The organism is Pseudomonas sp. ZS1P83, from assembly GCF_054897825.1.
Genome location: NZ_CM142706.1, coordinates 4001317 through 4018696, shown reverse-complemented (window position 1 = coordinate 4018696; position 17380 = coordinate 4001317). Strand labels below are relative to the sequence as shown.

At 56.6% G+C, this 17380-nt stretch carries 16 protein-coding genes; 7 read left to right on the top strand and 9 right to left on the bottom strand.

Annotated features, from left to right (window positions below; translation table 11 throughout):
• The first annotated feature begins 7 nt into the window (after window positions 1-7).
• Entirely contained in the window at window positions 8-1540 is a 1533-nt protein-coding gene (locus ACYZT0_RS19140; RefSeq protein ID WP_462042533.1) for an amidase family protein, read from the top strand.
• Window positions 1541-1650: 110 nt separating this feature from the next.
• Here ACYZT0_RS19140 and ACYZT0_RS19135 read toward each other — a convergent pair whose 3' ends face one another.
• Both ACYZT0_RS19135 and ACYZT0_RS19130 read right to left on the bottom strand, forming a co-directional pair.
• Window positions 1651-1848 (bottom strand): hypothetical protein, encoded by a 198-nt coding sequence (locus ACYZT0_RS19135; RefSeq protein ID WP_462042532.1) that lies wholly within the window; start codon window positions 1846-1848, stop codon window positions 1651-1653.
• 77 nt (window positions 1849-1925) lie between these two features.
• Entirely contained in the window at window positions 1926-2243 is a 318-nt protein-coding gene (locus ACYZT0_RS19130) for a helix-turn-helix domain-containing protein (RefSeq protein ID WP_462042531.1), read from the bottom strand.
• Between the two features lie 277 nt (window positions 2244-2520).
• Here ACYZT0_RS19130 and bglX point away from each other — a divergent pair, with 277 nt between their 5' ends.
• A complete protein-coding gene (bglX, locus tag ACYZT0_RS19125) occupies window positions 2521-4785 on the top strand; it encodes a beta-glucosidase BglX (RefSeq protein WP_462042530.1) in 2265 nt (754 codons plus the stop codon).
• A gap of 193 nt (window positions 4786-4978) precedes the next feature.
• On the opposite strand, the gene ACYZT0_RS19120 is transcribed toward bglX, so the two are convergent.
• Window positions 4979-5746 (bottom strand): AraC family transcriptional regulator, encoded by a 768-nt coding sequence (locus ACYZT0_RS19120; RefSeq protein WP_462042529.1) that lies wholly within the window; start codon window positions 5744-5746, stop codon window positions 4979-4981.
• A 112-nt stretch (window positions 5747-5858) separates the two neighbouring features.
• Between ACYZT0_RS19120 and ACYZT0_RS19115 the strand changes: the two genes are divergently transcribed.
• The 3 genes from ACYZT0_RS19115 (at window position 5859) to ACYZT0_RS19105 (ending at window position 7869) form a co-directional block, all read left to right on the top strand.
• Complete coding sequence (locus ACYZT0_RS19115) at window positions 5859-6674, top strand: sulfite exporter TauE/SafE family protein (RefSeq protein ID WP_462042528.1); 816 nt, start codon at window positions 5859-5861, stop codon at window positions 6672-6674.
• Between the two features lie 89 nt (window positions 6675-6763).
• Complete coding sequence (locus ACYZT0_RS19110; protein WP_462042527.1) at window positions 6764-7126, top strand: hypothetical protein; 363 nt, start codon at window positions 6764-6766, stop codon at window positions 7124-7126.
• A 38-nt stretch (window positions 7127-7164) separates the two neighbouring features.
• Window positions 7165-7869: a DUF6933 domain-containing protein gene (locus ACYZT0_RS19105; RefSeq protein ID WP_462042526.1), complete on the top strand. Its 705-nt coding sequence runs from the start codon at window positions 7165-7167 to the stop codon at window positions 7867-7869.
• A 14-nt stretch (window positions 7870-7883) separates the two neighbouring features.
• Here the strand turns inward: ACYZT0_RS19105 and ACYZT0_RS19100 are convergent, their stop codons facing one another.
• From ACYZT0_RS19100 to ACYZT0_RS19085, 4 genes are all read right to left on the bottom strand, one after another.
• Window positions 7884-8873, bottom strand: coding sequence for a hypothetical protein (locus tag ACYZT0_RS19100; protein ID WP_462042525.1), 990 nt, complete (start codon window positions 8871-8873; stop codon window positions 7884-7886).
• Window positions 8874-9037: 164 nt separating this feature from the next.
• Window positions 9038-9517, bottom strand: coding sequence for a YbaK/prolyl-tRNA synthetase associated domain-containing protein (locus tag ACYZT0_RS19095; RefSeq protein WP_462042524.1), 480 nt, complete (start codon window positions 9515-9517; stop codon window positions 9038-9040).
• Between the two features lie 9 nt (window positions 9518-9526).
• Window positions 9527-10291 (bottom strand): sulfite exporter TauE/SafE family protein, encoded by a 765-nt coding sequence (locus ACYZT0_RS19090; RefSeq protein ID WP_462042523.1) that lies wholly within the window; start codon window positions 10289-10291, stop codon window positions 9527-9529.
• 5 nt (window positions 10292-10296) lie between these two features.
• Window positions 10297-11388 carry a TauD/TfdA family dioxygenase gene (locus ACYZT0_RS19085; protein ID WP_462042522.1) on the bottom strand — a complete coding sequence of 364 codons (1092 nt, stop codon included), beginning with the start codon at window positions 11386-11388 and terminating at the stop codon, window positions 10297-10299.
• Window positions 11389-11492: 104 nt separating this feature from the next.
• Here ACYZT0_RS19085 and ACYZT0_RS19080 point away from each other — a divergent pair, with 104 nt between their 5' ends.
• Complete coding sequence (locus ACYZT0_RS19080) at window positions 11493-12416, top strand: LysR family transcriptional regulator (protein ID WP_462042521.1); 924 nt, start codon at window positions 11493-11495, stop codon at window positions 12414-12416.
• 346 nt (window positions 12417-12762) lie between these two features.
• On the opposite strand, the gene ACYZT0_RS19075 is transcribed toward ACYZT0_RS19080, so the two are convergent.
• Together ACYZT0_RS19075 and ACYZT0_RS19070 are read right to left on the bottom strand one after the other, a co-directional pair.
• On the bottom strand, window positions 12763-13272 hold the full coding sequence (locus ACYZT0_RS19075) for a BRO-N domain-containing protein (RefSeq protein ID WP_462042520.1): 510 nt from the start codon (window positions 13270-13272) through the stop codon (window positions 12763-12765).
• Window positions 13273-13661: 389 nt separating this feature from the next.
• On the bottom strand, window positions 13662-14081 hold the full coding sequence (locus ACYZT0_RS19070) for a very short patch repair endonuclease (protein WP_462042519.1): 420 nt from the start codon (window positions 14079-14081) through the stop codon (window positions 13662-13664).
• Between the two features lie 467 nt (window positions 14082-14548).
• Between ACYZT0_RS19070 and ACYZT0_RS19065 the strand changes: the two genes are divergently transcribed.
• Complete coding sequence (locus ACYZT0_RS19065) at window positions 14549-17377, top strand: Z1 domain-containing protein (protein WP_462042518.1); 2829 nt, start codon at window positions 14549-14551, stop codon at window positions 17375-17377.
• Window positions 17378-17380 lie beyond the last annotated feature (3 nt).

Here is a 17380-nt window from a genome sequence, read left to right as displayed (position 1 = left end):
GCTGCAAATGAAGGACGTTTTAAAAAGCCGCATGACGGTACTGGCGCAGATCATTCTGCTATCGGCCACCGGGTCTGCATTTGCTGACAGCAAGGCAACGGCATCAACCACTCAGACGCTCGAATATGCGAGCGTCAGCGAGCTCGCTGAACGGATGGAGCGCAACGAACTCACCTCCGTAACACTGGTGGAATATTTGCAGGCGCGCATCGACACGTTGGATAAGCAAGGGCCGATGATCAACGCGATTATTGAGCTCAACCCTCATGCCATCGACATTGCCACCGCTTTAGACCAGGAACGTCAGGACGGCAAAGTTCGTGGTCCGCTGCACGGCATTCCAGTTCTGCTTAAGGACAACATCGACACTGCGGACCCGATGCAAACGAGCGCGGGCTCATTGGCCATGGTCGGTCAGCCTGCGGCAAACGATGCGTTTGTCGTCAAACAGCTGCGTGATGCGGGCGCCATCATTCTCGGCAAAACCAACATGAGCGAATGGGCTTATACCCGAGAACAGGGCTTGCCCCACGGCTGGAGTGGTCGAGGCGGCCAAGGTAAAAATCCCCACGTACTTAGCGGTGAAATCTGTGGTTCCAGTTCCGGTTCTGCTGCAGGTGTAGCCGCTGGCTTCGCACCGTTGGCCATCGGCACTGAAACCAACGGTTCGATCACTTGCCCGGCTTCGGCTAACGGTGTAGTTGGCGTCAAGCCAACGTTGGGACTGTTCAGCCGATCGGGCATCGTTCCAATCACGCGTCTGCAGGACACGCCTGGCACCCTCACTCGCACCGTTCGTGACGCCGCACTGATGTTCAATGCTCTGCAGGGCGTTGATGCCATGGATGCCGCAACCAGCGATGCTCCGATGGGAGTCGACTACACCACGCTGCTCGCCACGGATGCATTGAAAGGCAAGAGAATCGGTTACCCGACCGAGTATGTAGGCACGAACGGCAGCGTGCTTAGACCAGGGTTTGAATTCCTGATGGCATTGGCCACACTGGAAGAACAAGGCGCTACCCTGGTGCCGTTGAAAGTCCAACTGCCGGATATCGATGGCTACTTCAACACCCTCATGGCGGGCATGAAACATGAACTGCCCGAGTACCTGGCCAGCCGCTCAGGGTTGCCGATCCAGACGCTTCAACAGTTGATCGACTTCAACGAACTTAATCCGGGCGCTGAAGGCTACGGGCAGCAAATGCTTAAAAACATCAACGAACTGGACATGACCCACGCACAGGCAACCGAACTGTTCGGCACCCTCAATGCCAGCTTCAAGGCTGCCATTGATGAGCAATTGGCTGAGCATAATCTGGATGCATTGTTCGCCGATGCCGATGGCTACTCGCAATTCAGTGCGGCGGTGGCAGGCTACCCTGGCATTACCGTCCCGTCGGGCATGAACAGCGATGAGCTGCCGACCTCCGTGTTCTTTTTCGGTGCGCGTTGGAGTGAGCCCCAACTGCTGGCGTTGGCTTACAGCTATGAACAAGCTTCGTTAGAACGCCAAAATCCGGCTTTTAAAGAGCAGTAAGGTCTGAGGCCAGGCTGGTGATGTTGGCGTTACGGGTCTGGCAGCGCGCTCGAGCAGGGAAAGTCATCTCACCCTTCTAAAGGCGTAATCAAGTTACGCCTTCAGAACGCTTAATCCTCTGCCGTCGGGCCGCTCGCCATCGAGCGGCCCGCGATCTTCGCCACGGTCAGACCACGAGCGTTTCCACCGAGTATTTCATCCAGTTCCCCCGCTGACAGCCCAAGCCTTTGCGCCGCTTCAGCCTTACCCAACTGACCGGAGTCGAGGAGCATACCGATCTTCATCAGGTATTCGACTTTGGTCCTCATCTCCCCCGCATCGGCATCACCTGAAGGCGGATTACCGCGCCTGTCGCATTCATCGATCCCATTCATCTGCTGACATCTCACTCGACCATCGCGTAGTCCGCCCGACCCACCGGATCAGGCGTCGACCCTTTCACATTCATCCCTCTCCCCGGCGCAAATCCCGGGAAGAACACCAGACCCTCCGATTCAAACCGATACGCCAACGCCAGTCGGGTGACATCCAATACATCGCGTTCTGCCTCAAATCGCTGAATGGCGTCCACGGAGACACCGGATTCCTCTGAGAGCTCCTCCACACTCCAACCCAGCATCGCTCGGGCCTGAGCGCAATGCGCGGGGGTGAATTGGAAAAGGGTGATACGTTCCAGGGTGATTTTCATCGCAAGAGAGGCCATGGTGTTCTCCGGGCTCGAGAGTGTTGATCTAAAATATACTGTGTTTTTGTACAGTTGTTTTGAGTCCGGATCAAACTCATTTTTTGATCGGTTCTATTTTTTCTCTCAAGCAGGAGCGTCGGAGCGACTACGCTATTTCTATGCGGGATCCTGAAAGCTCAGTGGTTTTCAGCCCCCGTCAGCAGCAATGTTTGAACGTCAGCTTTCTGATTTTCAACACAAGGAAAGGTGGCGGTTCAAAGGCAAGCAGGTGGTATGCGTCACAGGGAAGGCAATCATGAAAAGATTACGTCTGCTGTGTGCCCTGATCGGTTTTACAAGTCTGCCGGTTCTGGCCGATATGGAATCGTCAAACAAAGATGCCTTTGTCACCCACCTGATAAATCAGATGACCCAGGAGGAAAAGATCGGCCAACTACGGCTGATCGCTATTGATGAAAAGATGACTCCCGAAAGGATGCGCCAAGAGATCACCGCCGGGCGAATCGGGGGTACGTACGGCTCTGTGAGCCGTTACGTAAACAGACCCATGCAGGACGCGGCTCAACAAAGCCGCCTGAAAATACCGATGTTTTTCGGCTGGGACGTGATACACGGCCATCGAACCATTTTTCCCATTGGCCTGGCGCTGGCCTCCAGCTGGGATATGGACGCCATTGAGTTGAGCGGTCGAACGGCGGCGAAGGAAGCCAGTGCGGACGGTATCGATTTGACCTTTGCACCGATGATAGATATCGCCCGTGATCCTCGCTGGGGGCGTACATCCGAAGGCTTCGGTGAAGACACCTATCTGGTTTCGCGCATTGCCAAAGTGATGGTTCAGGCCTACCAGGGCAAAAGCCTGAATGCACCCGACAGCATCATGGCCAGCGCCAAACACTTCGCGTTGTATGGTGCTGTCGAGGGTGGACGCGACTACAACAGCGTTGATATGGGCCTGGCCAGAATGCACCAGGACTACCTGCCACCTTATCGTTCGGCGATTGAGGGCGGCGCGGGAGCGGTGATGGTGGCGCTTAACTCGATAAATGGCGTGCCAGCCGCTTCCAATGCATGGTTGATGCAAGACCTGCTTCGCAAAGCATGGGGCTTCAAGGGGCTGGTCATCAGCGACCACAATGGGATCAACGATCTGGTTCAGCATGGTGTTGCGAAGAATTACCGCGAAGCGGCCAGGCTCGCGATCAGGGCCGGTGTTGATATGAGCATGAACGACTTCTCCTATGGTCCGGAGCTACCCGGGCTGCTTGAGTCTGGCGATGTTTCCCAGAGCAATATCGATAACGCAGTGCGGGAAGTCCTGGGCGCCAAGTATGACATGGGGCTGTTCGAAGACCCTTACCGGCGCATCGGCGTTGCCAGTGAAGACCCCGCTGATAACAATGCCGAAAACCGTCTGCACAGAGCACCGGCCCGTGAGGTGGCACGCAAGACATTGGTGCTGCTGAAGAATGAAAACGGGCTCTTGCCGCTAAAAAAAGAGGGTGTGATCGCGCTCATAGGCCCGTTGGCAAAAAGTACCGTCGACATCATGGGCAGTTGGTCTGCAAGCGGCGTGCCCTCGCAATCGGTGACGATCTACGACGGGCTGAAAAACGCTATGGATAAGGGCTCGCTGATCTATGCCCGAGGCGTCAATCTCACGGAGGATCAAGAGGTTATCAAATACCTGGGAGCGTCCGAAATCGAGAACGACGCGCGTCCGGCAGCAGAAATGATTGACGAAGCGGTCAAGGATGCACAACAAGCCGATGTTGTGATTGCAGTAGTGGGTGAGCCCCGCAGTATGTCTCATGAAGCGGCCAGTCGAACCAGCCTCGATCTGCCAGGACGCCAGAGTGAATTGATCACCGCCCTGAAAGCCACCGGCAAGCCGCTGGTACTGGTATTGATGAACGGTCGGCCACTTTCCATCGGCAAAGAGCAGAAGCAGGCCGATGCAATTCTGGAAACCTGGTACAGCGGCTCTGAGGGAGGCAACGCCGTTGCCGATGTCTTGTTCGGTGACTACAACCCCTCCGGCAAGTTACCCATCACCTTTCCACGCTCCGTGGGGCAGATCCCCAATTACTACAGCCATTTGAACACCGGCCGCCCCTACCTGCCGGGTGGGCCTCGCAACTACACGTCTCAATATTTCGATCAATCCCCTGGTCCGCTTTATCCCTTCGGCTATGGGCTGAGTTATACCGATTTCAGCCTGACCGACATGGCCCTGTCTTCGACCACACTGAACAAGACCGACAAGCTCGTCGCCAGCGTCATGGTGAAGAATATCGGCCAGCGCGACGGCGAAACAGTGGTTCAGCTGTATATCCGCGATGTCGTTGGCTCCCTCAGCCGTCCGGTCAAAGAACTGAAGAACTTTAAAAAAATCATGCTCAAGGCCGGAGAAGAGAAAGCGGTCCACTTCAGCATTGATGAGAACGACTTGAAGTTCTTCAACGCTCAGTTGGAATACGCCGCCGAGCCGGGCGAGTTCCAGGTGCAGATCGGTCTGGATTCTCAGGATGTGAAGGAGCAGAGTTTTGAGTTGCTGTAAGAATAAGGCAGTGGCTAAGACCGATCAGTAAAGAAAATGAAGTGCCAAGCGCAGTACCTGTGGGAGCGTGGCTTGCCCGCGAAGAACGATGACGCGTAATACCTGAAAAACCGCGGTGCATTCTTCGCGGGCAAGCCACGCTCCCACAGGTTCTGCACTAGGCGCGTGATTGGCTTTAGTGGTCGCGAGGTCCCTATTTCGCCCCCTCCAACCAGACGGTCGGCGCCTGCCCCAGTATGCGGCGGAACATTGTCGAGAACGCCGCCGGGCTGTCATAGCCAAAATCCAGGGCAATCCGCGTCACCGGTTCGCCCACCACCAGCCGCGCCAGAGCCAGCACCACGCAGGCCCGCTGCCGCCATTGGCTGAAACTCAGGCCAGTCTGTTGGCGGAACAGGCGATTGAAAGTACGCAAGCTTATAGGCAACTGATCGGCCCATTGCTGGGGCGACTGATGAGCGTCGGGCCGCTGCACAAAGCCCTGGCACAACGCGAGCAACCGCGCATCGACGGGCAGCGGAATGTGCAACGGCAGGTGAGTACTGCGCCCAAGTTCATGCAGCAGCAAGCCGATCAACGTACCGTCGCGCCCGCGCTCGTCATACTCCAGCGGGATTTCTACCGCCTCCATCAGCAAATGCCGCATCAACGGCGAAACGCTGATCACCTGGCAGCGATCCCCCAGATCCACCACCGCCGGTTCGATATACACACTGCGCGTGCTCACCCCCAGCATCAGCACCTCATGCGCCACCCCCGGCGGAATCCACACCGCCCGTTGTGGCGGCACCACCCAGCTGCCGTCGTGCGTGCTGACCTGCATCACCCCGGTGGCGCCGTATAACAATTGCGCCCGTCGATGCGTATGACGAAGTAACGAATGCCCGTGGGAATAATCCGTACCGATGGCCACCACCGGCCTTGGCGTGTGGTCCAGCAGATCAATCGAAACATTGCGCATCGAACAGCCCCAACGGTTGGCGTAAACGCAAACATTATTGGCTGACTTGCTGAAGCAGGCCAAGGCGCATTCGTTCTATCGTCGACCGCTCTCACCCAATGGACGACACGCAATGTTCTATCTCCTGCTGGCACTCTTCGGCTGCATGACCGGCATCACCGCGGTGCTGTTCGGCTTCGGCGGCGGCTTCGTCGTCGTGCCATTGCTGTACCGCTCGCTCATGGCCAGCCACGGCACAGACAACCCCGTCGGACAATCGGCAATGCACATTGCCGTGGCGACTTCGACCTGCGTCATGATCGTCAACGTAACGATCGCCACCGGCAAACACCGCCGCGCGGGAAACCTCATTCGCCATTACCTCTGGCCGTTGGGCGGGTTCATCGGCTTGGGCGCGATCGTCGGCGCCGTCTCGGCGATGTGGGTGAGTGGCGAAGTGATTCGCTATGCCTTCATCGCGTACCTGGGCGTGACCATCGCGGATTGTCTGTTACGACGCGGCTTTCTTACAGCGTCCGACACCGCAATCCCACGGCGATTGGGAAGGGCAGAAGTGTCTGGCGGCGGTGTAGGAATTGGCGCCATCGCCACGTTTCTCGGCGTGGGCGGCAGCGTCATGACCGTGCCGCTGTTGCGGCGTTGTGGGTTGAGCATGTCCCAGGCGACGTCCATGGCCAATCCGCTAAGTTTGCCCGTGGCGCTGGCTGGGACGCTGACTTACATGGCGATGGCCGGGTTCACCGAGTTTGACCTGGGGCCGTGGTTTATCGGGTATGTGGATGTGCTGGGGTTTGCGGTTTTGACGGTGGGATCGTTGGTGGGGATTCGGTTGGCCATGCCGTGGATTGGGCGGATACCGGATCGAATCCATGCGCGGGTGTATATCGGTTTGCTGGTGCTGGTGCTGCTGAGCATGTGGGCCAACTAAATCACCCCTCTATTTAGGGGTTGGTATTGGTAGGTTTTTTCGCAAGAATGAGTCTTTGCGCTGAGCACAATTCTTCGCGGGAGGATGTCATGTCCATCATCGAAAGTGACTGGAAGAAATTCAAGGAACTGCACAAACTTGCGCTCGATCGTTTCTGCCTGGGTGTGCTGGCTGATGCCAAGACAATTGCCCAGCATGACGCGCTCTCGGCTCATGCCAGGTATGGAATGATTTATCGCCTGATGCGTGATCGGGACAAGGACATCGTCCAGACTTTCGACCCCTACAGTCGTTCCAGTGCACCCATAGCTTTGCGATGGATGGTCAAGCACGACTTGCTGACCGATGCGGAGCTGTCGGTTCTTAGCGAAGCAATGTTAGAAGAGGTCGCTGACGTTGTTCGTCAACCCTATAAGCTTGAATGGGCTGAAGAGATCGTGCGAGAGGACTGAAAACGGTTATCAACCAGCCCTTTATAAGAGAACGATGGATGTGGATCTTCAATTGCACCGAAGCGGCAAGTAACTTCTTCAGCCGCGTGCACAAGGGTAAAAAAATCAGCCCGGTGCACAAACCGCCATCGTCCGTCATTGAAGATGATGTGCCTGATGAGTCCGCCGAACAGTGGCTGGTTCACGCTGTCACTGTTCAACGCAAGCATGTGTTGTACGTCATTCACGTAAAAACTCGTTATTGCATGATTTTTGCGGACGCGAAAAAAGCGGACATCAAAGGTTTCCTTCAACGTTTTTCCGAGCGTTGGATAAACGGAGTGATTCAGCATGCGGTGCAACACGACATACTTCGTTGGTTCAACGACCAACTGATAGCGGAGCGATTCCAAGAGAGTTGTCGCGAGTACGTGTTATACAAACGCGGACATCGCGGTGCGCAGAAACACATCAATGACATCGCCTGGGTGTTTGAGGGATGTGCTGCCGAACGAGGTTCTTTACCCCCTGACGAGTTCTCGGCAGGCCGCTTCGATACCGACATGAACAACTACCTGAGAGGCGGTAAAGAACACAAGAATTACTTCTACCCGGATGAGGAAATGATCGTTCACTGGTTAAGCCGTTACGGCGGCCTTGATGAGCTGGGCATTCAAGCCGCCCGTGAGCGGCACAAGGCAGCGAAACGAGAGATTCGGGAGGTCGTAAGGCAGCTTCAGCAAGCGCATGAGCCGTTGCAGTAAAGCTGTGGAACAGACTACTTACTCTCTAACCCTGGTGCATCCCGAACAATAAAGTGATCCAGGTTCTCGATATTCGCACTGAACACCCCGAACGTCTGCTCGGGGTTTTTCTTGCTCGGCACCTGCTTCAACTCCGGCGTCACGCCATAAAAAAAGCAAAACAACTCTTTTTCGCTCTCGATAGCGTGCTTGATCTCTTCCAGAAACGCTTTGCGCTTGCGGTAGTTGTCGATCAGCTTTTTGCTCAGGTAAACGTTGACCGAATAAGGCTTCTTCTTCGCCTCGTCCGCTTGCTTGAGCCAGACCTTTTGTTCGAAGTCGATGCGAAAGCTTTGCGTGTAGTCCTTGATCTCCTTGATCTTGCCCCAGTAAATCAGCCCCTTGTTGTCCTGCAGGAACTCGATTTTCTTGAAGAAAGAACTGTAGGGCGCCGTGTGCTCGCCAATCTTCAGCGGCATGCGCTTGAGCAGATCCTTGTCCTCGAAGTTCGACACAAAACACTCCACCGGGTGGGCGAAGACACTGGTCTTGTCCGGCGCCGACTCGCGAATCGGGTGCTCGACATCACTGACCGCTGAAGATTGTTTCGAGTCGTCCCGCATCACATCCGCCGCCACCGCTGGGCTCAACGGCTTACGCACATACTCGCGCCGAATCAGCAGCAACTCCGATGGGAAATGCTCCTCGCGATTGTCATTCGATTCCGCACCGTCTGCATCCACACCTGACGCCGACGCCTTGAGGCTGACATAAGGACAATCCGCAACATGGCGGGTGCTGGGCGTGTTCTTGAAGTGCGGGGTGCGGATGTAATTCACATTCTTGGCGTTGAACGTCGTCAACACATTCGCCGCATCAAACGCCGCCCGGCAGGCATCGTTGGGGCACTGGAAGTGTTCCTTGGCGGAATCGAACTCCATCGTCTCGTCGAAATTCAAATCGCGCACGTCATAGATCGACAGCTTGTCGTCGAGGCTGAGGCAGTAGGCGAAGTCGAATTTCATGGTGGGCTGGGGTCCTTGCAGGCGCGAGCTTGCTCGCGATGGTTGCTAACGATAACGCATAAAACCTGACACCTCGCGGCGTTCTCAGGTTTTCGTCGCAACGCCGCCCGGAGCAAGCTCGCACCTACACCCGTCAGCGCAATCCAATCCTGCCCACCCGGTGCTCAACCCTGGCGGATATCCACCAACCGGGGCTTGGCAATCGACAGGTAATCCTGCGTATCGAGCACCATTGATGCATCCAGCCGACCGGCGTTGAAGGCGATTTCGCCGTAGCCCGTGGTCAGGGATGGGTCGACGATCAATTGAATCCGCTCATCGAAGGTAAACGGAGGGATGGCGCCGATCTTGCACCCGGTCAGTTGCATGGCAGTTTGCGCGTTCACCAGCTCGGCTTTTTTTCCTCCCAGGGCCGCTCCGACTTTTTTCATGTCGAGCCTCTGGTCCCCTGGCAGTATCACCAGGGCATAGGGTTCGGCCTGACCCTTTAGCGCGCAGAGCATGGCTTTCGCGCCTTGGCCGGGTTCGGTGCCACGGAGTTCGGCGACCCGCGCCGACTGGCCCTCGGCATCGTGCATCAACACCCGATAGGAGGCGGCGTGGGCATCGAGTAGCGCCACCAGGCGATCAAACATGAGCTGCATGGGCTTTCCTCAGGTTTTCAGCAACAGGTCGTAGGACAGTTTGCTGATCAGGATCACCAGCAACACCAGAAACAGCGCCCGGACAAAGGGCACGCCTTTACGCACCGCCAGCCAGGTGCCGGTCAACGCGCCCAGGATGTTGAAGGCCGCCATGGGGAGGGCGATCAGGTACAGCACGTTACCTGTCGGGATGAAGAACATCAGCGCCGCCACGTTGGTCGCGATGTTCACCAGCTTGGCCGACGCCGAGGCGTGCAGGAAGTCGAAGGCGAAGCAGCGGATAAACAGGAAGATCAGGAAGGAACCGGTGCCAGGGCCGAACAGCCCGTCGTAGAAACCGATGGCGCCGCCGATGACGACCGCCAGCCACTTCTGCCGGACACCGATTTCCGTGGGGGCGTGCAGGGCGCCGAAGTCCTTTTTCCAGAAGGTGTACATCGCCATCAGCACGATCAATACCAGCACCGCCGGGCGCATGACTGACTGGGGCACGAACGATACCGTGGCCGCGCCGAAGAAGGCCATGACAAAGGCGGCGCAGGCGGCTGGAATCACCAGGCCCCAGTCGATCACCACCTTGCGCACGAAGGACCGGGCCGCGAAAGCGGTGCCGAACGCGGCCGCGACCTTGTTGGTCCCCAGCAGCGCTGCCGGTGGTGCGGCGGGTAGCACGTTGAACAACGCGGGTATCTGGATCAGGCCGCCGCCGCCCACCGCCGCATCGATCAGGCCGGCGGCGAAGGCGAATACACAAAGAATGACAATATCGACCATGAACATCAGGCTCTTGCGATGAAGGGTTGTTGGGGGTTCAGCGCCAGCACGCGGGCCGGGTCGTTGACCCCGAAAACGCGCAGCAGCCAGCGGTCGCGCCCATCGTAGCGCGGGGTAAAACCTTCCCTGGCATGCAGGGTTTGCTGGTTCTTGAAGATCAGCATATCCCCCGGTTGCAGCAGGATGGGGTGTGCGACATCGGGGTGATTGGCGGCGGCTTCAAACAGCTGCAGGGCCAACTTCGCAATGGAACTGGTGGCTGTGACACTGGCCTTGTTGTAACGGCAAAACAGCTCGTCGGTTGCGCTTTTGTACAGCAGGGGCACGTTTTCCAACACATTGCCTGCCTTGCCGAAGGACACCGGTCGGTGAATGGCGAACTGCGGTTGTGACAAAGCTGTTTCAACCCAGGCGGGCAACATGGCCAGCACCTCGCTAATGGCAACGATGCGGGTCGGCACATCCGGCTCGCAGCGCAGACCGGTCAGGCACAGGTACTCCGGACAGGCCGACAACGTTGAGACAGGTTCGCAGGTCAAGGGCAGGTGCGGGTTGTCGACGTGCATGCACAGGTCCATGCGCGACCCATAGGAGCTCTTTTCGGCTTCACGCTGGTGCTTGGGCGACACGTGGCGGAACACCGTGTCGTCGTTTTCACCCTCGTAGGCCACCGGATGGGTTTGCAGGGTCTGCAGCACCGCCAGGATAGCGCCGGCCACTACCGGCAGTTGCTCGATACCCAGCGCCATGTCGTAGGGGGTGGCGGGCAGGTGCGAGTCCAAGGGCAGTCCCCTGACGATCATTGCCTTCTCGGGGGCCTTGGGGAAGTTGCGCAAGCGATCGATTTTTTCACCACACAGGATGCTCTCAAGCAGCTGCCCCAAGGCCGGCATGCGACGGATACCCGAGGCGCTGTCGGTCACGGCCAGGGAGGTGAGGCCGGCGTGAAGCGCGTGCTGCTCTTCGAACGAGACATGAATCTGCGGTATCGCCTGTCGGGTTGAACTCGCTGAGTGACTGCGCTGCCAGTCACGAATATGTTCACCCTCAGTGGGCGTTGATGTCCCGATTATTGCTTCCAGCTTTGCCACGTCCATTTGCTCCCGTTTGCCTACATCCCTGTAAATTGAGCGCGAAGGTTAACGGAAGGGCCTTTTTTGTGTTGCAATACCGCGTTGCAATAAATGCAATGAGGTGATCAATGGCTCTGGATAAGTTATGGGCGCTTGAAGCCTTCGCGACCGTAGCGCGCAAGCGCAGCTTCGTCGCGGCGGCACGCACGCTGGGGCGCTCCCCCAGTGCGTTGACCCGCGCCGTTCAGGGCCTGGAGGAAAGTGCCGGGGTCAAGTTGTTTAATCGCTCCTCCAGCGCCGTAAGCTTGACGGAGGCGGGCGAACGCTTGCTGCCCCACGCCTGCAAAATGCTGGAATTGCAACGTGAGGCGGATGAAGACCTGGCCGGTCTCAGCGGCATGGCGAGCGGCTGGGTGCGTTTTTCCGCCCCCGAGTCCCTCGCTCACAGCGTTTTGCCGCAATTGATCGCGCAGTACGCGGAGGGTTATCCAGACGTGAACGTCGACGTGATCTTCACTGACGAGATCCTCGACCCGGTCAAGAGCAAGCTGGACTTCTCGATTCGCGGCGCGTTTGCGCAATCCAGTGACCTGATCGGCTATCCACTCTGGAGTTACGCGCGTCATCTGTACGCCAGCCCCGGCTACCTGCAGCGGCGCGGGACGCCTGAGGCCATTGAAGCGCTGGAGGCCCACTCGCTGATCCTGCACACGGCACCGCGCATCCTCAAGGAATGGAATTTCCGCAGTGAGCAGCAGGCCATCAGCGTTCGGGTCCATCCAGGGTTTCGTTTCAGCTCAGGCGTTGCGGTGTTCCAGGCCGCCCTCGCGGGCATCGGCATCGCCCGCCTGGCGGACTGGCTGGCGGAGCCCGAAGTGCAAGCGGGGCGCCTGCGCCGGGTCTGCCCCGAGTACCGGCTCACCTCCAGCAACGGTGACAGCCCGCAGATGCACGCGGTGTACCCGGCCGGGAACTTGCCGCTGCGGGTGAAGGCACTGCTGGAGGTGGTTCGCGGGTTTGGTCACAGCCTTGAGCGCAAAAATGGACCTTAAACTGCGGAATTTTGAAGGAGCACAATCGGGCCCTTGAATGGGGAAGAGCGGGAGGCGGGGCGGGTTGCACTGACTGTTTTCAATACACCGCAAAATCTGCGGCAACACACCAAACCTGTGGGAGCGAGCCTGCTCGCGATTCCCAAGATCAACACCGCAACTAAGCCAGGCACGAACCTGTGGTGAGGGGATTTATCCCCGTTGGGCTGCGGAGCAGCCCTAAAACTCAGCATGCGCGGTGAATCAGACATACCAGATTGTCTGCTTGGCGACTGCTCCCAAGATGCAACATAAACAAAATCCGCTGCCTGAAACCCAAGCAGCGGATTTTTTTGTGGGTGAAAAATCAGAATCCGCGCATCACCCGTGATGCTTTTCGCCACCAGGACTCTCGCCGATTGAATGGATCATCCGCCAACACGCACGGCATATCCCGCAACCGAATCCAAGGCTCATCCCGCCAATGCAACATGCAGAGCGACATTTGTGGCCAATCCAGCACGCTCAACGTTGGCCGCTCCACCGTCCGCGATGACCGCGCATCACGCAGCGCTGGTACTACCTGGTGCGTCAGCCACTCGCGTAGCAACCGATTCTCCGGGCAGTAGTGATAGACCAGCAACGCATACACACCCGACTCGCTTACCATCAAGCGTTCTTCCGCAACGTTATGGGCGTAGACATACATCATTTGCCGCTGATCAGCATCGAGCTTGCGCGTCGTGCGTTCATCAAGGTTCTTGCCCATCAAGCGCCCCAAGTCATGAGCAGAAAACCACGCCTGGTTCTCCACCAGAAGGACAGGAAGATAAATGTTATGACGGATGAACAGGGTCGATAGGAGTGGTTCAGGCATGGCGCACCTCCTGAAGCGGAGGTACGAGATCTAGTCGATGGGTACGGCAATTCACCTTCATCATGAAGGATGGGAATTCAGGCATTTCCATTACCTCTGGCTGCTTTCTTAGGGCATTCGTTATGGGTGTCGGGAGCTAAGAAACCCACCAGAGACGGGCCGGACATATTCCCCTTTCGGGTCTTGTATTCGCCCACTCCCGACATAACGGGGATTTTCTCGCAGGCGTAGAGAAACCGCAGACGAAAAAAAGCCGCATGACTGTCGGGTGCGGAGGGCCGCTCTGGTTGAGGCGTTTCTTAGGCGCCGAATCGAAAGCCTAGGGGGTCAAAGCAATACGGTCAACCCAATAAAATCGATCATCGAATTTGAGTCAGAAGCTTGTAGGCCTAAGCATCCGAACCGAGGGTAATGCGGATTTCGTTGCGTAATAATTCTCTGTCTTTCGTGTGGCATTCCCAAACAATCGCCACTCTCCACCCGAGGGCTTGCAGCGCTTGTTGAGCCGCCAGATCTCGTTCAACATTTCTCGCGAGTTTAGGGAGCCAAAAATCGAGTCTGCTCTTCGGTGTGTACGCATATTTGCATCCAGGATGCCGGTGCCAAAAGCATCCATGCACGAATATGCACAACCGGTGCTTGGGAAACACCAAGTCAGGTTTTCCCGGCAGATCCTTCCTATGCAGACGATAGCGAAGCCCCATCTCATGACACACCGATCGGACGAGCATTTCAGGCTTCGTGTTTTTGCCCTTGATCATCGACATGATCTTGGAGCGGCGTTCTGGGGAGACGATGTCTGCACTCATCCAATATAGGCACCCGCGCTAGTCTATAGATTCGATTTATTGATCGAGACTCTTGAGCGAACAGCAAACATGCCTTCCGACCTCCCAGATTGAAGGACGTCCTCACTCGCCTGCCGACACAGGGGCAAGTGGAATAGGCGAACTGTTACCGCGTCGCTGACAACCGGCCTAGTTACGCAAGGCGGTATGCCCGCCCGGACGCTCATGATGAGTTCTCACGCACGCGGCTGTCGACCTATGGCAAGAGTGTATTAGCAGATAATTTAACGGATCTTTGAAAAGGCTGAAAAGATATCGTTTTCTGACGGCGACGAAATATATGCAAGCAACGAAGGGCTTGTAATTCGTGACCATTCGGGAAAGGGGTTTTGCAAGGTTACCGGCGCTATGCCACTATCCCGATCCCTGACTTGGATGCAGGCGATATTCCTGATTCGAGTCGTCTTCCGAATACAGTAGGGATGCTAATGGCTGATTACATTATTGACCCAGCGTACGACAAATGTCGCGCGTTCATTGATGGTTGGCGCCTGAAAGGCAGGAGTTGGGAAGATATTGCCAAACTCGGCCGAATGGGAGAGTCACTTGATAAAGTCAATGACTGGCTCCTTTTACAGGAGGAAATGGACGACTGGCCTTCGCTAGGCAATAGCCCGGAAGAGCGCTTTGAATGCTGGAAGGAGATCGTTAGGCACAAGGAGCAGGCGGAACAGCAATCTGTCGCCGCGGCGAGCCCCTTGATCATTGTAGGGGCGGAAGAGGCCGAGCCCGGCATGGCAGTGCCACAAGACGGGCGAAGTGCATGGCAGCTCTACAGAAAATATCTGATCGCGCAGGGCTGGAAGGGAACCTCGGTCGATAATATTCAGAGATCTGCCGTGCGCGTCCTGCAGCACCTTCGGCAGACAACAAAAGATCGCATGCCTGTAAAAGGGCTGGTGGTCGGACATGTACAGTCTGGCAAGACAGCCAACATGGCGGGCCTGATTTCCATGTCAGCCGACTATCGATGGAACCTGTTCGTCGTGCTCACCGGGACACTTGAGAACCTGCGGGTACAAACCAGCAAGCGTCTAGTCGGCGACTTGTTCCAGCATGATGCAAACGTTAGTTGGAAGGCGATCGAGCATCCGTCGAGGAACAGCCCTTATGGGGCCCGTGCACAGGACATGCAGTTCGACGCTGGCCGACGAGACCGCCACCTTGTTGTTTGTTTGAAGAACCCGGCCCGGCTGAGGCATCTTATTGACTGGATCGAGGCGCACTCTTTGGGGATGTCGCAGATGCGGCTCGTAGTGATTGATGACGAGGCGGATCAGGCGGGTATCAATTCGAATGACGTTTCGAAGGATGAACGTACGGTCATTAATGAACTCATTCTGCGGTTGATCAGTTTGCCGCTTCAATGCGTGAACTACGTCGCGTTCACAGCCACACCTGCCGCCAACTTTCTGAATGAAGGACCTGGCGATACTCTGTATCCCACCGACTTCATCGCGGCTCTGCCGCAGGCGGACGAACATTTCGGTCCTGTGCAGATTTTCGGTTACGCCGAACATAACAAGGAGCCGCTTGGAATCGTTCGTGAAGTCTCCAACGAAGATCTGAAACAGATTGGTAGGCTTCACAAGGGAGAAAACCTGACACTGCCGCAGGCGCTACAAGAAAGTCTGATTTGGTACCTATGTTGCGTCGCCGTGATGCGATTGTCCGGCGCTGCAAAGCCCGTAAGCATGTTGATCCATACCAGCGCGAGGCAGCTTCATCATGATTACATGAGCGAAGCGGTACAGGCGGCGCTCGAAACGTGGTCGGAGTATGGTGATGATGAATTGGCCGATACTTTAATACCTGTGTGGGATAGGATTTCGTCAGGTCTGGATGTTGCGCAGTTTGCCGAGCGTTTTCCCGACTACGGACGGCTCTCCGAGCTTTGTGAACTGCCGACGTTTGATAATTTCTTTGCAGAAATCCGGACACTTCTCGATACAGTGACGGCTATCCAGCTGGATGCAGACTCCAAACGGACGTACCACCGCGGTATCCACGTGTGTGTCGATAACTGCGCCAATAACGGGGTGACAGATGAGAACGAAGTTCGGCGGTTGTTCTACCCTGACACGGCGCAAGGCCTTGATTTTTGTACGGCGTTCATTGTCATCGGCGGCGGGACGCTTTCCCGAGGGCTGACAATTGAAAATCTGGTCAGTACCTTTTTCCTGCGCGGCTCCGCGCAAGCAGATTCCCTCATGCAGATGGGGCGCTGGTTTGGTTACCGTAAGGGCTATGAACTGCTGCCTCGTATCTGGATGTCCGATGATACGAGAGTGAAGTACGAGTTCATGACAGTGGCGGAGGAGGAGCTTCGTGACGATCTGCAGCGCTTCATGCATGGCGGCGCCAAGCCTGAGGAGTTCGGGCCTCGCGTCCGTGTACATTCGCGGCTCGCCTGGATTCGCCCAACAGGCGCGAACAAGATGCAGCGCGCTATCAAGGCAGAATTCGACTTTTCGGGAATAAACCGGCAAACAACCGTTTTCCATGACGGCGATGATGCTGCCGCGGTGCTCGATGCCAATTTGTCGTCAACGGAGAGATTTCTGAGTTCGGCAGGTACAAACCTAGAAAAGTCCGAATTGAAGGGAGGCAACAGCCTTGTTTGGCGTAACGTTGACGTCAATCGGGTAGCCGATTATCTGGAAGGCCTGTCGTTCCATCCCGGGAATCAATTCTTCTCCGACATGAAAGCCTTTCTGAAATGGCTCGATGAGCACGCTGAGAACGCCAGCTACACGAATTGGAACGTCGTGGTGGCGGGCAGCACACCTAAGCCGGAAAACAGCTGGGAGGTTTCTGGCAAGACTGTTGGTCGGGTCAACCGTAGCCGCTTCGCTGACAAACGTTCGGATGATGGCGTGTCCATTGGTGCACTGCGAGATCCGAAGGATCTGCTGGCTGATGCCCAGGGCCTTGAAGAGCGTGACTTTTCGAAGGCAGGTTTCACTAATTTCGAGGTGGCAAAGCTTCGCTGCAAAGGTGGTGTCGGAACAGTACCTCAACTGCTGATCTACCTCATCGACAAAGACAGTCCCTATGATCGTTCTAGAAAAGTCGCCGCTGCGCCGCGCCGAGAGAGGGATTCGCTCAATGCCAAGGCGCACATCGTAGGCATCAGCCTTTATCTGCCAGGTTCGCAAGGCAAGCAGAAAAACTACGTCACTCACGTCACGGTCAATATCCCGGAAACCTTCACAGTATCGGAAGATAATCTCGAAGAAACGATAGACGGGATCTGACCC

Bases quoted from the DNA above. Each gene is read 5' to 3' on its own strand.
- ACYZT0_RS19140 (WP_462042533.1), top strand. From the start codon at position 8: ATGAAGGACGTTTTAAAAAGCCGCATGACGGTACTGGCGCAGATCATT.
- ACYZT0_RS19065 (WP_462042518.1), top strand. From the start codon at position 14,549: ATGGCTGATTACATTATTGACCCAGCGTACGACAAATGTCGCGCGTTC.
- ACYZT0_RS19075 (WP_462042520.1), bottom strand. From the start codon at position 13,272: ATGCCTGAACCACTCCTATCGACCCTGTTCATCCGTCATAACATTTAT.
- ACYZT0_RS19080 (WP_462042521.1), top strand. From the start codon at position 11,493: ATGGCTCTGGATAAGTTATGGGCGCTTGAAGCCTTCGCGACCGTAGCG.
- ACYZT0_RS19130 (WP_462042531.1), bottom strand. From the start codon at position 2,243: ATGGCCTCTCTTGCGATGAAAATCACCCTGGAACGTATCACCCTTTTC.
- ACYZT0_RS19090 (WP_462042523.1), bottom strand. From the start codon at position 10,291: ATGGTCGATATTGTCATTCTTTGTGTATTCGCCTTCGCCGCCGGCCTG.
- ACYZT0_RS19120 (WP_462042529.1), bottom strand. From the start codon at position 5,746: ATGCGCAATGTTTCGATTGATCTGCTGGACCACACGCCAAGGCCGGTG.
- ACYZT0_RS19110 (WP_462042527.1), top strand. From the start codon at position 6,764: ATGTCCATCATCGAAAGTGACTGGAAGAAATTCAAGGAACTGCACAAA.
- ACYZT0_RS19100 (WP_462042525.1), bottom strand. From the start codon at position 8,873: ATGAAATTCGACTTCGCCTACTGCCTCAGCCTCGACGACAAGCTGTCG.
- ACYZT0_RS19085 (WP_462042522.1), bottom strand. From the start codon at position 11,388: ATGGACGTGGCAAAGCTGGAAGCAATAATCGGGACATCAACGCCCACT.
- ACYZT0_RS19070 (WP_462042519.1), bottom strand. From the start codon at position 14,081: ATGAGTGCAGACATCGTCTCCCCAGAACGCCGCTCCAAGATCATGTCG.
- bglX (WP_462042530.1), top strand. From the start codon at position 2,521: ATGAAAAGATTACGTCTGCTGTGTGCCCTGATCGGTTTTACAAGTCTG.
- ACYZT0_RS19135 (WP_462042532.1), bottom strand. From the start codon at position 1,848: ATGAGGACCAAAGTCGAATACCTGATGAAGATCGGTATGCTCCTCGAC.
- ACYZT0_RS19095 (WP_462042524.1), bottom strand. From the start codon at position 9,517: ATGCAGCTCATGTTTGATCGCCTGGTGGCGCTACTCGATGCCCACGCC.
- ACYZT0_RS19115 (WP_462042528.1), top strand. From the start codon at position 5,859: ATGTTCTATCTCCTGCTGGCACTCTTCGGCTGCATGACCGGCATCACC.
- ACYZT0_RS19105 (WP_462042526.1), top strand. From the start codon at position 7,165: ATGTGGATCTTCAATTGCACCGAAGCGGCAAGTAACTTCTTCAGCCGC.